This is a genomic window from Antarcticibacterium sp. 1MA-6-2, from assembly GCF_021535135.1.
Classification (GTDB): Bacteria; Bacteroidota; Bacteroidia; order Flavobacteriales; family Flavobacteriaceae; genus Gillisia.
The window spans coordinates 2,328,410-2,342,048 of the sequence record NZ_CP091036.1 but is presented as its reverse complement, the minus strand read 5'-3'; the positions used below and the strand labels follow the sequence as shown (position 1 = coordinate 2,342,048).

At 36.8% G+C, this 13,639-nt stretch carries 16 protein-coding genes; 6 read left to right on the top strand and 10 right to left on the bottom strand.

The genetic code is table 11. From position 1 onward, the window contains the following. Nucleotides 1-48 precede the first annotated feature (48 nt). From LZ575_RS11960 to LZ575_RS11950, 3 genes are read left to right on the top strand one after another with little or no spacing between them, the layout of a single operon-like run. On the top strand, nucleotides 49-597 hold the full coding sequence (locus LZ575_RS11960) for a hypothetical protein (protein WP_235324818.1): 549 nt from the start codon (nucleotides 49-51) through the stop codon (nucleotides 595-597). After that, nucleotides 598-2,004, top strand: coding sequence for a DUF5723 family protein (locus tag LZ575_RS11955; RefSeq protein ID WP_235324817.1), 1,407 nt, complete (start codon nucleotides 598-600; stop codon nucleotides 2,002-2,004). Between the two features lie 3 nt (nucleotides 2,005-2,007). Further along, nucleotides 2,008-2,829 (top strand): hypothetical protein, encoded by an 822-nt coding sequence (locus tag LZ575_RS11950; protein WP_235324816.1) that lies wholly within the window; start codon nucleotides 2,008-2,010, stop codon nucleotides 2,827-2,829. On the opposite strand, the gene LZ575_RS11945 is transcribed toward LZ575_RS11950, so the two are convergent. Beyond that, nucleotides 2,823-4,097, bottom strand: coding sequence for a replication-associated recombination protein A (locus tag LZ575_RS11945; RefSeq protein ID WP_235324815.1), 1,275 nt, complete (start codon nucleotides 4,095-4,097; stop codon nucleotides 2,823-2,825). The genes LZ575_RS11950 and LZ575_RS11945 overlap by 7 nt on opposite strands. A gap of 152 nt (nucleotides 4,098-4,249) precedes the next feature. Between LZ575_RS11945 and LZ575_RS11940 the strand changes: the two genes are divergently transcribed. After that, nucleotides 4,250-5,014 (top strand): rhomboid family intramembrane serine protease, encoded by a 765-nt coding sequence (locus LZ575_RS11940; protein WP_235324814.1) that lies wholly within the window; start codon nucleotides 4,250-4,252, stop codon nucleotides 5,012-5,014. A 55-nt stretch (nucleotides 5,015-5,069) separates the two neighbouring features. Here the strand turns inward: LZ575_RS11940 and rlmB are convergent, their stop codons facing one another. The 9 genes from rlmB to LZ575_RS11905 form a co-directional block, all read right to left on the bottom strand. Next, on the bottom strand, nucleotides 5,070-5,807 hold the full coding sequence (gene rlmB, locus LZ575_RS11935; RefSeq protein WP_235324813.1) for a 23S rRNA (guanosine(2251)-2'-O)-methyltransferase RlmB: 738 nt from the start codon (nucleotides 5,805-5,807) through the stop codon (nucleotides 5,070-5,072). A 94-nt stretch (nucleotides 5,808-5,901) separates the two neighbouring features. Next, on the bottom strand, nucleotides 5,902-6,822 hold the full coding sequence (locus LZ575_RS11930) for a hypothetical protein (protein ID WP_235324812.1): 921 nt from the start codon (nucleotides 6,820-6,822) through the stop codon (nucleotides 5,902-5,904). A 5-nt stretch (nucleotides 6,823-6,827) separates the two neighbouring features. Beyond that, on the bottom strand, nucleotides 6,828-7,667 hold the full coding sequence (locus tag LZ575_RS11925) for a hypothetical protein (protein ID WP_235324811.1): 840 nt from the start codon (nucleotides 7,665-7,667) through the stop codon (nucleotides 6,828-6,830). A gap of 11 nt (nucleotides 7,668-7,678) precedes the next feature. Continuing rightward, nucleotides 7,679-7,984 carry a SusD/RagB family nutrient-binding outer membrane lipoprotein gene (locus tag LZ575_RS22575; protein ID WP_255702608.1) on the bottom strand — a complete coding sequence of 102 codons (306 nt, stop codon included), beginning with the start codon at nucleotides 7,982-7,984 and terminating at the stop codon, nucleotides 7,679-7,681. After that, nucleotides 7,977-9,035 (bottom strand): SusD/RagB family nutrient-binding outer membrane lipoprotein, encoded by a 1,059-nt coding sequence (locus tag LZ575_RS11920; RefSeq protein WP_255702607.1) that lies wholly within the window; start codon nucleotides 9,033-9,035, stop codon nucleotides 7,977-7,979. Before LZ575_RS11920 ends, LZ575_RS22575 begins: the two co-directional genes overlap by 8 nt. 135 nt (nucleotides 9,036-9,170) lie before the next feature. Then, nucleotides 9,171-10,898: a TonB-dependent receptor gene (locus LZ575_RS11915; protein ID WP_235324810.1), complete on the bottom strand. Its 1,728-nt coding sequence runs from the start codon at nucleotides 10,896-10,898 to the stop codon at nucleotides 9,171-9,173. Beyond that, on the bottom strand, nucleotides 10,867-11,664 hold the full coding sequence (locus tag LZ575_RS11910; protein ID WP_235324809.1) for a hypothetical protein: 798 nt from the start codon (nucleotides 11,662-11,664) through the stop codon (nucleotides 10,867-10,869). The genes LZ575_RS11915 and LZ575_RS11910 overlap by 32 nt, the downstream gene beginning before the upstream one ends. Beyond that, nucleotides 11,624-11,794 carry a TonB-dependent receptor plug domain-containing protein gene (locus tag LZ575_RS24290; protein WP_409187214.1) on the bottom strand — a complete coding sequence of 57 codons (171 nt, stop codon included), beginning with the start codon at nucleotides 11,792-11,794 and terminating at the stop codon, nucleotides 11,624-11,626. The genes LZ575_RS11910 and LZ575_RS24290 overlap by 41 nt, the downstream gene beginning before the upstream one ends. Nucleotides 11,795-11,853: 59 nt before the next feature. Further along, nucleotides 11,854-12,288, bottom strand: coding sequence for a carboxypeptidase-like regulatory domain-containing protein (locus LZ575_RS11905; protein WP_235324808.1), 435 nt, complete (start codon nucleotides 12,286-12,288; stop codon nucleotides 11,854-11,856). Nucleotides 12,289-12,716: 428 nt separating this feature from the next. Here LZ575_RS11905 and rpsL point away from each other — a divergent pair, with 428 nt between their 5' ends. Beyond that, nucleotides 12,717-13,091, top strand: a complete 375-nt coding sequence (rpsL, locus tag LZ575_RS11900; RefSeq protein ID WP_006795815.1) for a 30S ribosomal protein S12 — start codon at nucleotides 12,717-12,719, stop codon at nucleotides 13,089-13,091. 71 nt (nucleotides 13,092-13,162) lie between these two features. Beyond that, nucleotides 13,163-13,639 (top strand): 30S ribosomal protein S7, encoded by a 477-nt coding sequence (rpsG, locus tag LZ575_RS11895; RefSeq protein ID WP_235324807.1) that lies wholly within the window; start codon nucleotides 13,163-13,165, stop codon nucleotides 13,637-13,639.

Sequence of the window (13,639 nt, the reverse complement as noted above, 5' to 3'; positions counted from 1 at the left end):
AGCAATAAAGAATTTATATCTTCGTTTGTTATAGGAAAATCGTCCCCAATGGTTTTTTATAAATATTTCAAATCGGCAATTATAGTTTTTGTTGTCTTTGGAATGCTTTCTTGTGTAAAAGATGTAGATTTTGACCAGGCAGAGGATATAGCCCTTGAGCCAAAGCTACAGGTAGACCTGCTAATCTTCGATGTTGATGAAGTTGATTTTGTTGATCCCATTACTAGCCAGTTACGAACTGTAATAAGGGATACGGTAAGGCTCGAATTTCTGGATGATGATTATATCCAGGACAATTTACAACAGGTAGAATTCCGCTTTAAGTATAAGAACTCATTTCCGCAGGCCTTTTCAAATAAAATCTCTTTTCTTTCAGAAAATAATAATACCCAACACAGCCTGGATTTTTTCATAGGTGCAGGCAGTTCCTTAAATCCTGCTATTACCGAAAAAATAGATCTTATAGAAGAAGATAGGATCCAGATAATAAAAAGATCTATTAAAATGGTAGTGGAAATAGAAGTTTTACCCAGCCAGGATCCTTTTGAAGGTAGCCTGAGTTTTGCTTCTAAAGGTTTATTTTCATTCGAATTTTAGATGATGAGGTTATGTATAACAGGTTTAATCTTTTTTCTTTTCGTTCAGGTCTCTGGTCAGAAGAAACAACTGTTATATAATGTAGATGAATTGCCGCAGACCTTGATGAGCAATCCCGGTGCTTCAATAAATTTTGACGGCCATATAGGGATCCCTTTTTTTTCACAATTTAGTTTTTCAGCAGGATCTTCGGGTGTTTCAGTTCATGATATATTTGATGCTTCAAATTCCAATATTAAAGACAGGGTTTACAATACAATAAAAAGATTAACCAAGCAGGATTATTTTACGGCCCGGCTACAACTTGAAATTTTATCTCTAGGATGGAGGTTAAACAAGGACCACTATCTTTCAGCAGGTATTTATCAGGAAATAGACTTATTTGCTTATTTTCCTAAAGATCCCGCTACTTTAGTAAATGAGGGAAATTTTTCCTACATCAATATTCCTTTTGACTTTTCCCATGTATCTTTTACTGGGGAAGCCTTAGTGGTCTATCATATTGGACTTAATAAAAAGCTGGACAGGCAATGGACTGTAGGTGGGAGGGTAAAATTGTATTCCGGGATCTTCAATGTGGAAAGTGTCAATAATAGAGGGATGTTTATAACACGCCGCACTCCCGAAGGCCCTAACTATTATAGTCATCATGTAGAAAGTATGGATATAAGAATAAATACTTCAGGATACTCTTCCATATCAGGTGACTCTGAAAACGTGCAGGAAGGCACAACTGAAATTTTAAAGCGTTCTTTCTTTGGTGGTAATATAGGAGCCGGAATTGATATAGGTGCCACCTATGTCATAAATGAAGATTTTATAGCTACAGGGTCTGTTCAGGATATTGGCTTTGTACTCCAGCAACAGGATGTTGAAAATTATCTTTATTATGGTACTTATAGTACCTCAGGAATTGAACCTTTGTTTCCGGAAGTTGGCACAAATGGACAAACTATTAGATACTGGGATATCTTTGAGGATGAAGTAGATATGCATTTAATTGATGAGACTCTCCATGAAAAATATGTTACCTGGAGGCCTTTTAAATTAAATACTTCTATTGAATATGGTTTTGGCCAATCTTTTGCACCGTGTGATTATCGCAAACCCGTTAACAGGCGGCATACAGATCTAGTTGGTTTTCAATTCCATGGAATAAAAAGGCCAAGGGGAATGAAATATGCACTTTCAGCTTATTACGATAAAAAATTCTCCTCAAGACTCCGCATGAAAATCGCTTATACCCTGGATGATTTTTCTTATACAAATGTTGGGCTATTGGTTTCAAACCAGTTCAAATTTTTTAATATCTATCTTGCAGCAGATAATTTATTGGGCTACTTTAACCTGGCGAAAACTCAAAGTATGTCTCTGCAATTTGGGATGCAGATAATAATTCAAAAGTAACTTATGAAAAACCTAATATTAATATTTATACTGTTCTTTACATTAAATCAGGTTTCACACGGCCAGGATCTAAATGCCTATCGATATGTTGTTGTGCCCCTGGATTATAAATTTTTAAAAGAACCTAACCAATATCAATTAGCTGAATTAACGAAGTTTCTTTTCGAAAAAGAAGGATTTGAAGCATACATTGAGGGAAACATACCTGAGAATTTAAAAGGAATTCCTTGCCAGGCGCTTCATGCAAATTTGGAGGAAGATTCCGGTTTGTTCGTAACCCGCCTCAGTCTCTCTTTGAAGGACTGCAACAATAAAGAGATATTTAGAACCCGTGAAGGAAAGAGTAGGGAGAAAGAGTATGGAAAAGCTTTTCACGAAGCACTGAGGGATGCTTTTGAATCTATTACCGCCCTCGATTATCATTATGAGCAGCCGGAAAAAATAGTTGAAGTAACTGCTATTCCCCGGCAACCAGAAAAATCAGAAGAAGTGGAGGTTCAAAAGTCTGTTCCGGAGGCAATAAAGGAAAATAATTCAGTAGCAAAGGAAGTAGAAGTTTTGACAGATAAGGAACTACATTTTACCAGGGATAATAATGTTTATTATCTTCAGAAAACTTCTTCCGGATATAACTTTTATCAAAAAGGAATGTCAGAACCTTTTGCTGCACTTGTTAAATCTTCTACAGGAGATGCTTTTATATATTCCTCGGTAACATCAAAAGGGATGGCCAATTTTAATCAACAGGGAGATTTGGTGGTGGAGCTTTTAGAGGCTGGTAGTGGAGATTTACAAACTACTATATATAAAAAGCAGGTTCAATAACCATATTTAGTTTTCCAACGTTTCTTCAGGAATTCTCTTTGGGAGTTTTCCCTTGGATTGTTACCAGGATTGTACAATAGGGTTTCCTTAACTTGCTCCGGAAGGAACTCTGCTTCGGCAAAATTATTTTTATAATTGTGCGCGTATTGATAATCATCACCATAACCTAAATCCTTCATTAGTTTAGTAGGTGCATTTCTTAAGGAAAGAGGTACAGGTAAATTTCCTGTTTTTTTGACTAAACTTATTGCGGAATTTATGGCCATATAAGAAGCGTTGCTCTTAGGAGAGGTCGCAAGATAAATTGCACATTGACTTAAGATTATACGTGATTCAGGAAAACCTATTGTTGTCACTGCCTGAAAAGTATTATTAGCCATAACCAGCGCAGTAGGATTTGCATTACCAATATCTTCACTCGCCAAAATAAGCATTCTTCTTGCTATGAATTTCACATCTTCACCACCTTCTATCATTCTCGCCAGCCAGTAAACTGCTGCATTGGGATCACTTCCCCTAATGGATTTAATAAAAGCGGAAACGATATCATAATGTTGTTCTCCTGTTTTGTCATATAAGACAGTGTTTTGCTGTACCTGGTTTAATACCATTTCATTGGTTATTTCCACCTTCCCTTCAGCTGAAGTAACCAGGAGTTCAAAAATGTTCAGAAGCTTTCTGGCATCTCCGCCGCTTAACCGTAAAATTGCTTCGGTTTCAGTTAGGATCACCTCCCGGGAATTAATAACGGGATCTTCTTTCATCGCCCGGGTGAGTAAGGCAATAAGTTCTTCTTTAGAAAAGGGTTTCAAAGTATAAACCTGGCACCGGGAAAGTAAAGCCGAAATAACTTCAAAGCTTGGATTCTCTGTAGTTGCTCCAATTAAGGTCACCCATCCCTTTTCAACTGCTCCCAATAAAGAATCCTGTTGAGACTTGCTAAACCGGTGGATCTCATCAATAAAAAGGATTGGGTTTTTTGTAGTAAATAAACCGTCACCTTTTTTTGCTTTGTCAATGATCTCACGTACATCTTTGACTCCGCTGTTTATTGCGCTCAGGGTATAAAAGGGGCGTTTGCTTTCGGTTGCGATAATATTGGCTAATGTGGTTTTACCTACCCCGGGAGGTCCCCATAAAATCAATGAAGGGATATTTCCGCTTTTAATTTGTTTTCTCAAGGCCCCATTTTCACCAATGAGGTGTTGCTGGCTTAAATAAGCTTCCAGGTTTGCTGGTCGTAATCTTTCTGCAAGTGGTTCATTCATTTTTCAAAGGTAGGAAAAAGGAAGAATCTCTTATATTAATTGGGAAATGGAGTACTTGACAATGTGGCAATTTTTAAAATATAGCACGGGAATTGTAATAGGTATCGCTCAGTTGCTTCTTTTGGATTTTAATGCTAAATTTAATGAGAATAATGGAAAAAAAGGATGAATATTTAGTTTTTACTCCGGGAGTTCTGGCTTATCCATTATTGTTCATTTTGCTTATATGGATCGTATTCTGGTTTGAGATCAGGTTCGGTTTTGATTTTAATTATTTAGGTGTAAGACCTGGGGAAATTATAGGTTTAAGAGGAATTCTTTTTTCTCCCTTTATCCATTCAGATATTAAACATCTATTTAATAATACTATTCCTTTGTTCGTTTTATCTATGTCTCTTTTCTATTTCTATAAAGACGTGAGGTGGAAAGTTCTTTTGTATGGTATATTACTTACAGGGCTGTTAACCTGGGTTATTGGTAGGCCTGCAAATCACATAGGTGCCAGTGGTGTAATTTACCTATTGGCTTCATTTCTGTTTTTCAAGGGAATTTTCTCTAAATACTATCGATTAATCGCGCTCTCCCTGATTGTTGTTTTCATGTATGGAGGAATGGTTTGGTTTGTAGTTCCCGTAGATCCGGGAATTTCCTGGGAAGGCCATTTATCAGGACTGGCAGTAGGACTATTATTTGCTGTTATATTTAAGCAGAAGATCCTGAAGAGACCTAAGTTTGAATGGGAGACACCGGAGTATAAAGAAGAGGAAGATGAATTTATGCGACAGTTTGATGAAAAGGGAAATTTTATTGAGAGTAGGGAAGAAGATGTAGAAATAGAAAAAGAAGGACTGGAACAGAAGCAGAAAGTTACATATAAATATTTTTACAGAAGTTCAGGTGAAGATGACGGTTCGTAATAAATAATATTAGACCTGTAAGATAAAAAATACTGGGATTATTAGAATAAGATGTTTACATCCGTTGTCTTACAATCTCATATAAGAATGCTCCACAAGCTACAGAGACGTTTAAAGAAGCAATACTCCCGAACATTGGCAATTTTGCCGTTTCATCTACAATTTTCAAAATAGAGGAGGAAACTCCTTTTTCTTCACTCCCCATAACGAGAGCTACGGGTAAAGAGAAATCTAACTCATACAAATGAGAAGTTGTTTTTTCTGTCGCTGCAACAACTTTTATTCCTGAAGCCTGTAGATAGTAAATAGCATCCTTTATATGGTTAACTTTAACCAAAGGAATGTTGAAAACTGCTCCGGCTGAAGTTTTGACAGTGTCTGCATTAACGGGAGCGCCACCTTTGCCCTGGATGATAATCGCATCTACTCCACAACATTCTCCTGTTCTAATTATTGCACCGAAATTTCGAGCATCAGTAACCTGGTCTAATAAAAGAAAAAGGGGAGGGGTTCCTACCTCTTCTATTCTTTTTGCAACCAGCTCTTCCAGATTTTGAAACTTTACTGGAGAAACTTTTGCTACAACTCCCTGGTGGTTTCCCTGCGCCAGTTTGTTAAGTTTCTCTACTGGAACATATGATATATTATACTCCTGTTTTCCTACCAATTTCTGAAGTTCCTGCATCAAGGGTCCTGAGAGACCTTTTTGAATATAGATCTTATCTATATTTTTTTCGCTTTCAATAGCTTCAATAACGGTTCGTATGCCGAAAATAGTAGTGTTTTCTTCCATAATAGCAAAGATAGTATTTATTTTATCTGATTGGTATAAATAAAAAAGCTGCCAGGTTTCCCTGGCAGCTTAGTAATTAATTATTTTTAATTAACTATTGTTCGAAAACAACGGTACCTTCTGAATTTGTAATGGTAAAGCTAGAACCTGAAACAGTTAATTGATATTCCACTAAATAAGCGTCTTCAGCCTCTTCAGCAGCTCCTCCGGTTTCGTAATCCCAAAGGTTAGAAATATCTTCTGTAACCACTTCTTCTGCTCCTGCCTGAGTAAATTTCAACATTGCAGGAATGTCAAAGTTTTCAGCGGGGGCAACAGTGCCAGCATAGCTATAGAAACTTGGTACAATCCAATACACTCCATCCTCTAAATCTCCGGGAGAAATAGAAATGGATTCTGGACAACTGCTATAACTATTAGCTAAAACTGTTTCGAGTGCAGAATCGTAAATTTCCAGATCCAGATCCAGATCACATAAAGCGTGTTCTACACCATCAGTTCCCACATATGATCCCGACCATTCCAGAATTACTTTTAAGTCATCTGAAACAGAATTTTCAATTGTAACCGTAATAGGTTCCGGGAAAACTGTCTCCGGGTGAATCAAATATTTATTTGCAAGAGAATTACCTCTTTGAACCTCAAATGTCAGAGATTCAGACCCTTCAAATATATCATCATTGTAAACAATAACCTGAAGGTTAGCCGTGGTGCCGTAAGCTGGTACTGAAGCATTTACAAAATCGAAATCTTCATGTAAGGTTGCATCTCCTCCGGTTTGAACCAGTACAAAGTCTACAGGTCTTCCAATAGGTTTATCAAATGTAACGGTGTAGGTTAACACTGTTTCATCTCCCTCATTAATGGTGGTGGGACTATCAAAAGAAAATGTAGGCGTGGGATAAGTATCCGTTGACCCAAGTTCTGACACATCCTGACCAGCCTGCTCTGAATCACATGCGAACATAGCGAATACAGATGCGATCATAAATAATTTATATACTTTATTCTTCATGATGTTTAGTTTATTGGTGTATAAGTTACAGTGTAATCTCTACAATTACCACCTGCACATATATTGTACTTCATAGTAATTACTCCGGTTTCGGGATTTACAGAACTTTCTCCTGCAACACCTTTTACCAGGTTGGAATAAAGATCAACAAGATTTTGTTCTGGAATTGTGATATTATTACAGATATCGTAGAAAGTAAATCCTGGTTCACCGCCTAAAGCGTCTGGTGTCCAATGTCCAACTCTACCAGATCTATATTCGCCAGTTCCAGTTTCAGTAAATGTGTCTACAAAGTTTATGGTTTGATCGATTCCCAAATAACCAGCAACATATCTTACTGTTACATTGTAATCTCCGCCTAATTTTGAATTACATAAGTAATTTAAATTAATCTTTAAAGGCTTTCCATTGTTTATTACATTTTCACCTGTAGCACTTTCTACATTTAGGATGAGTATAGGGCTTTCATCTAAAGGAGCAACAATCCCTTCCGTTAATAATGTTATAGGCAATTTACCAATGTAGTTGTCTTCTTCTTTTAGAGTTATAGTTTGAGAATCCAGTCTAAAATGGGTTCCTTCCACAGCAGTTGAGGCTGGATCTACAGAAACCATTACCTCCACATCTCCATTCATCTCTTCTACAGTAGGACCTTTTACCTCCAGGACAATATTATCCTGGTACTCTTCACCATTAGCTATCCCCGACAGTACTTTTGAGGATTGAGTAAAACTTGCCAGGTTTGGACCAGTAATGTCGCCTACTACGACGTCGTCATCGATTACGCAAGAGGTAAGAGTACCTATTACCAAAGCGATACTTAAAAATTTTAAATTTAGTTTCATAGTATTTTATTTTAATTAGCCCAAAATATCTTAGTATTGAATACATCTGGTTGTGATGGAACATTATTTCCGTTAGATGTCAATTCACTTGCCGGATATGCTAGTCTCACCGGACGATCTGGTGTGCTTGCCTGAAGTGAAATAGGTAAATTCTCCGGAAAACCTGTTCTATTGTAATCATACCAGGATTGTTCAGCATTTATACCGTTAGTTGCGATCCATTTTTGAGTAATAATAGCTTCTATTTTGTCTGAAGATGCAGACCAACCAATATTAGCCGCATTTTGATTGTAGTATGAAGAAGCATCACTAAGCACCTAAATAGTCAAATGAAGCCTGAATACCAGATTCATAAAGTTCCTGTGGATCTCCTGAATACAAACCTTTAAATGCTAACTCAGCTAGATTTAAGTATAATTCAGCTTCAGTATAAATTATTGCATCCTGACTTGCACTTTTTAAAATTCCTGGTCCAATGTTCGAAACATTAGCAGGAATATATGCATCGACAACCGGGACATCATAATCTGTTAGTCCCTGTGGGATACCTAAGTGACCTGTAGCTGGTTCTTCAAATAAACGGTCTATTCTCGGGTCGTCAGTAGTTGTCAAATAATTTAATACATATTGAGTTGCTGCAGTAGCATCGTTAGTTAAGGTTTTAGATCCACTTACATCTAAACCAAAATCATCCCACTTAGGGTTTTGTCTATCATTATCCTGTGAATATCCGGGATTAATGCTAACATTCCCAAAGTAAAAACCCTCTTCCGCTGTTTTTGCCATTTCAGTTTGAATAAAACTTTGTTTATCAGAAAGATCCGATACACGAGTTAAAATTCGAGCTTTAAGATTATTTGCAAATTGTTTCCATGCGGTCATATCCCCTTCAAACATGATATCATCAACTCCCGGCACTACTGGTGTAATTTCTGTATTTCCGTCAGTTGAATTAATTAGGTCAATTGCTGTATTTAATTGAACAATTAAATCATCATAAATCATTTGCGCATCGTCATAAGCAGGAGTAGCGTCTCCACCTCTTTGAAGAGCTTCAGTATAAGGTACATCCCCATAAGTATCAACAAGGATTTGAAAATGATAAGCTTTCATAATCTTTGCAATAGCTTTGTAGTAACCAAATTCATCTCCTTCCAGATTATCTATAGCCTGATATTGTTTTAAAGGATTAGAATAAGTGTAATTAAAAATCGCTCCATAAAATGTCGATGTAACTAAATACTGAAATTCATCAGTGTACCAGGAAAAACCATCAGCCTGACTCCAGTTGTACATCAACATATTCCCAAGGTGGTTTATCCCCCTGTCTCTTTCTTCAATAATGGCCGTGTAATTCTGTCCCATCATAATATAAGATCTGGTGATACAGAAGTAGGATTATTTGGATCCTCATTAATATTAAGCGATTCACTACACGAAAAGGCCGTAAATATCAATGCTATAAATGCAATTGTTTTTGTGTATTTTTTCATTTTTTTCTTTTTAGAATTCTACATTAACGCTAACCCCAACAGAGCGGGTTGGAGGAGATTGAAAATATCCCCCGACACCGATAGCATTACCATTTTGAGCAGTATTAGCGTTGTTAAATTCAGGATCAGAAAATCTATTTTCTGCTGGTAACCAGGTTAAGAGATTTCTTCCTACTACACCTACTCTTAAAGCAGTCAAAGTCTCTCCTAAAAATTCTTTAGGTAAAGAATAATTTAGAGCAACTTCTCTGATTTTAAGAGCCGTAGCATCCTTTATATAATTTTCTTTAATTTCGGGAAAATGATCTTTCCAAAACTCCATCCTACCATTTGTAATAGGAATGTTTGTGTTTTCTACGTATACCGGGCTCTCATCTGTACCCGTATTAATCACAGAATTTGGCCAAACAAAATCCTGTCTGTTAGCAGATACAGATTCCATTGAACGGCCTGTAAACTCCATAACGTCTGAACCTTGTTCGTAATATACATGACCTGTTCTATAGTCTAAAGTTCCTGATAAGGAGAAACCTTTATATTGGATCTGAGAGTTAAGACCCACAATGTAGTCAGGAGTTGTTTTACCCAATAGTTTTAGGTCTCCAATTTCAGGATTACCACTTACTTCATCCACAACTACTCTTCCCTGGGGATCTCTTACATAAGAAGAAGCTTTAATGCTAGGAAATTCCTCACCTACAATAGCATAAATACCGACCTGTCCAGTACCGCTACTCCAAACCGTAACTTCATCAACACCTTCAGCTATGTCGTTAACTACTACTTTATTAGTGGTATAGTTCACATTAACATCCCAACTAAAATCTTCTGTTCTTATAAGCTTTGCTCCTAAACTCACCTCAAAACCATCTCCTTCTAATTCCCCAATATTTGTCAAATACTCCGTAGATGCAGAAGCAACTGAAGGGGTAGTAAAAGTAATAAGGTCTGTAGAAAAGGTTTTAAAATAAGCAGCATCTAAAGTTATTCTATTGCTGAAGAAAGCAAGATTTGTACCAAATTCTGTTGTGTTGATCTTTTCCTTTTTAATGTCTGAATCAACAGCGGTACCGCTTAAGAAGAAACCATTTAGACCACCAAAAGGGAATCCGGTGGATTGCGAATAAGTCTCATTAACCTCATATGGAGCTAAGTCATTATATACAGTAGAATTATTACCATATATTTTGAAATAATTCAACCAGTTGTTGTTTCTTAAACCTTCAATTGCATCACTCAAAATTAAAGAAGCACCATAAGCAGGATAGAAATAAGCTCTTTCTGCTTCAGGAAGAGTTGAAGTTGCATCATATCTTCCTGATGCAGAAACACTGAAGAAGTTTTTATACTGAGCTACTATTTCCCCGTAAGCACCGTACAATCTTCTTTCAGTTTCATCAACATCAATAGTGGGTACTCCCGTTCCGTTAGACACATCATAAAAACCTTCAATACTTAAATTGTCAGCCCTTATTGAACTTTGTCTTAAAGAAGTAGTTCTTGTCGTTGCACCCACAATTGCGTCAATTCCTATGTCTTCTGTAATATCAAAGTCTGCATTAAATCTTCCGTTAAATTCATAATTTCTATATTGAAATTCAGAATCAATTACAAAAGATGAGACGTCGGAGTGAGATGGCTGTAAATCGTCATTATATTTTTGGGCAGCTCTCCAGTCTTTTCCAGTTCCTGAACGGTTTTCTATACTAAGCACTACCAGTAAAACTAAGCCATTCATTAATTTCATAATCTGCAGTAAGGGTTCCAAATAAACCATTCCTTTGATCATTATCTCTGTTTGTACCTATAGCCCAGTAAGGGTTTTGATAATAGGCGTTGAAATAGTTGTCAGCATAAGCATAACTATTTGGATTTTCCCAATCTCTATAGGTAGAAAGAGGAATATTCGCAGGAGTGTTTAAAACAAACCAATATAGAGGTCTGTCCTGATCTCCAATTCTACTACCTACTACATTAGTCTTGTCAGTAAAGTAATTTACTGTTGCCTGTAATTCCAGAGCTCCTAATTTGTGAGAAGCACTAACATTAAAACTGTTTTTTCTGTACTCATCATCAGGAACAATACCTTTAGTTCTAAGGTCTCCTAAGGACAAACGGAAAGAGCTCTGTTCGTCACCACCATTTAAATAAACAGTGTTTTGCGAAGTGATTCCCGTGTCGTAAAAATCTTTTAAGTTGTCTTGTATAGGAGCGTAAGGTACCATTTGAGTGTCAATAGGATACCCTTCTGGGAATGTTGGTCCAATTTGTCTTAATTGACCATCAAATCTTGGACCCCAGTTAGTATTTTCAATATTGTCATAGGCACCTGCCCAACCAATACCGTATTCACTTTGAAACTCAGGCATATAAGCTACTGTTTCAAAAGTTGTAACAGAATTTAATCCTACTGTAAAAGCTTCACGATTATTTCCTGCTTTTGTTTCTACAATAATAGCACCGTTACTTAGCCTGTGATCCATATAATGCCGCAGCAGTGGCACCTTTCAATACGTTAAGGCTAGCAATGTCCTGAGGGTTTAAAGCATCAAATGTTTGTTGAGTAGCAATAATTCCATCAATAACAATAAGAGCACTGTTACTTTGACTTATAGATCTTAAACCCCTTAAAATAATTTGAGAGGACGGATTAACACCATTATTTTGAACGTTGATTTGTAAACCTGCTACTTTTAAGCAAGAGCATTTGCAGCACTTACAGGTTGCGCCTGGTTTAGCAATTCTTCGCCAACCGTCTCGGTTGTATAAGCCAGGGTTCTCTTTTCCCTTTTTATACCAAAGGCGGTGACTACTACTTCTTCTAATTGGGCAGCATCTGGAGCTAGTACCACATCGATCTCATCGATGTTTCCTACTACATATTCTGCAGTTTCCATGCCCACGAAAGAGAATACAAGGGTTTCACCCTGAGAGGCCTGGATGGAATAATTTCCATCAAAATCTGTTTGAACCCCTCTGGTAGTTCCTTCAATTAATACGTTTACCCCAGGTAAAGGTAAACCTCCTTCATCGGTAACCGTTCCGGTTATCGTTTTTTGTTGTGCAAACGAAAGTTGCACAACTAACACTAATAATAGTGTTAGAATTCCACTTAATTTGTTTTTCATTGTTTGAATGTTTGAATTAGCCACGCCAAAAATGCTAATAAAAACTTAATCCAACAATAATTCTACAGTTTATTTTAACTATTTTGTCCTAATAAGATTTTTTCCATGGATTAAAATGAACAGATGTTAAAATATAAAGAAGTAATTGCCTTTTACAGTTTATCTCTTATATCATCTATAGTGGGTGTGCTGCAGTTGATTATTTAAAAGTGATAATTCAATTTTATTAAATTTGTTGGGCGACTATTTGTTGTGCGTCAATAAAAAACAAATTTTTTTGAGCTTTATCAGGGGAGCCTGTAAAGTAAATACTTCTTTCCCTTGAAAATTAATCATTTATCATTTGATTAATCGGTTTTAATTTCTACCTTTGCCAACCCTAAAAAATAGGGAGGTAATTTTTAACAATAATTAGTGTAAAAGAAATTATGCCAACAATTTCACAATTAGTACGAAAAGGAAGAGCCAAAATAACCAAGAAGAGTAAATCGGCTGCTTTGGATTCGTGCCCTCAAAGACGGGGAGTTTGTACGCGTGTTTACACCACTACACCTAAGAAGCCTAACTCTGCTATGCGTAAAGTAGCAAGGGTAAGACTTACTAATGGAAAAGAGGTGAACGCATACATTCCTGGAGAAGGACACAATCTACAAGAGCACTCGATAGTATTGGTTAGAGGTGGAAGGGTAAAAGATTTGCCGGGAGTTCGTTATCACATTGTTCGTGGTGCCCTGGATACCGCAGGTGTTGCAGGAAGAACTCAACGTAGATCTAAATACGGAGCAAAGCGTCCAAAGAAGTAAAACAAAGTTAGAAGTTAAATTAAGAGGTAAGATCCTTTTAATGGTACAATAACAAAAACCCAAAAGAAGACATGAGAAAAAGACAGGCAAAAAAGAGGCCTATTTTACCAGATCCAAAATTTAATGATCAGTTAGTGACTCGTTTCGTTAACATGATGATGTGGGACGGTAAAAAATCTGTTTCTTTTAAAGTATTTTATGATGCAATTGCGATCGTAGAGGAAAAGAAACAAAATGACGAAAAGACTGCTTTAGAAATATGGAAAGATGCACTTTCTAATGTGATGCCACACGTTGAAGTAAGAAGTAGACGAGTAGGTGGAGCTACTTTCCAAATTCCAATGCAAATTAGACCAGACCGTAAGGTTTCAACTGCAATGAAGTGGTTGATCTCTTATTCAAGAAAACGCAACGAGAAATCAATGGCACAGAGACTTGCCGGAGAGGTTCTTGCGGCGGCTAAAGAAGAAGGTGCTGCTGTGAAAAAGAGAGTTGATACTCATAAGATGGCTGAAGCTAACAAAGCATTCTCTCACTTTAGATTCTAG

Bases quoted from the DNA above. Each gene is read 5' to 3' on its own strand.
- LZ575_RS11960 (WP_235324818.1), top strand. From the start codon at position 49: ATGGTTTTTTATAAATATTTCAAATCGGCAATTATAGTTTTTGTTGTC.
- LZ575_RS11955 (WP_235324817.1), top strand. From the start codon at position 598: ATGATGAGGTTATGTATAACAGGTTTAATCTTTTTTCTTTTCGTTCAG.
- LZ575_RS11950 (WP_235324816.1), top strand. From the start codon at position 2,008: ATGAAAAACCTAATATTAATATTTATACTGTTCTTTACATTAAATCAG.
- LZ575_RS11945 (WP_235324815.1), bottom strand. From the start codon at position 4,097: ATGAATGAACCACTTGCAGAAAGATTACGACCAGCAAACCTGGAAGCT.
- LZ575_RS11940 (WP_235324814.1), top strand. From the start codon at position 4,250: ATGGAAAAAAAGGATGAATATTTAGTTTTTACTCCGGGAGTTCTGGCT.
- rlmB (WP_235324813.1), bottom strand. From the start codon at position 5,807: ATGGAAGAAAACACTACTATTTTCGGCATACGAACCGTTATTGAAGCT.
- LZ575_RS11930 (WP_235324812.1), bottom strand. From the start codon at position 6,822: ATGAAGAATAAAGTATATAAATTATTTATGATCGCATCTGTATTCGCT.
- LZ575_RS11925 (WP_235324811.1), bottom strand. From the start codon at position 7,667: ATGAAACTAAATTTAAAATTTTTAAGTATCGCTTTGGTAATAGGTACT.
- LZ575_RS11920 (WP_255702607.1), bottom strand. From the start codon at position 9,035: ATGATGGGACAGAATTACACGGCCATTATTGAAGAAAGAGACAGGGGG.
- LZ575_RS11915 (WP_235324810.1), bottom strand. From the start codon at position 10,898: ATGAATGGCTTAGTTTTACTGGTAGTGCTTAGTATAGAAAACCGTTCA.
- LZ575_RS11905 (WP_235324808.1), bottom strand. From the start codon at position 12,288: ATGAAAAACAAATTAAGTGGAATTCTAACACTATTATTAGTGTTAGTT.
- rpsL (WP_006795815.1), top strand. From the start codon at position 12,717: ATGCCAACAATTTCACAATTAGTACGAAAAGGAAGAGCCAAAATAACC.
- rpsG (WP_235324807.1), top strand. From the start codon at position 13,163: ATGAGAAAAAGACAGGCAAAAAAGAGGCCTATTTTACCAGATCCAAAA.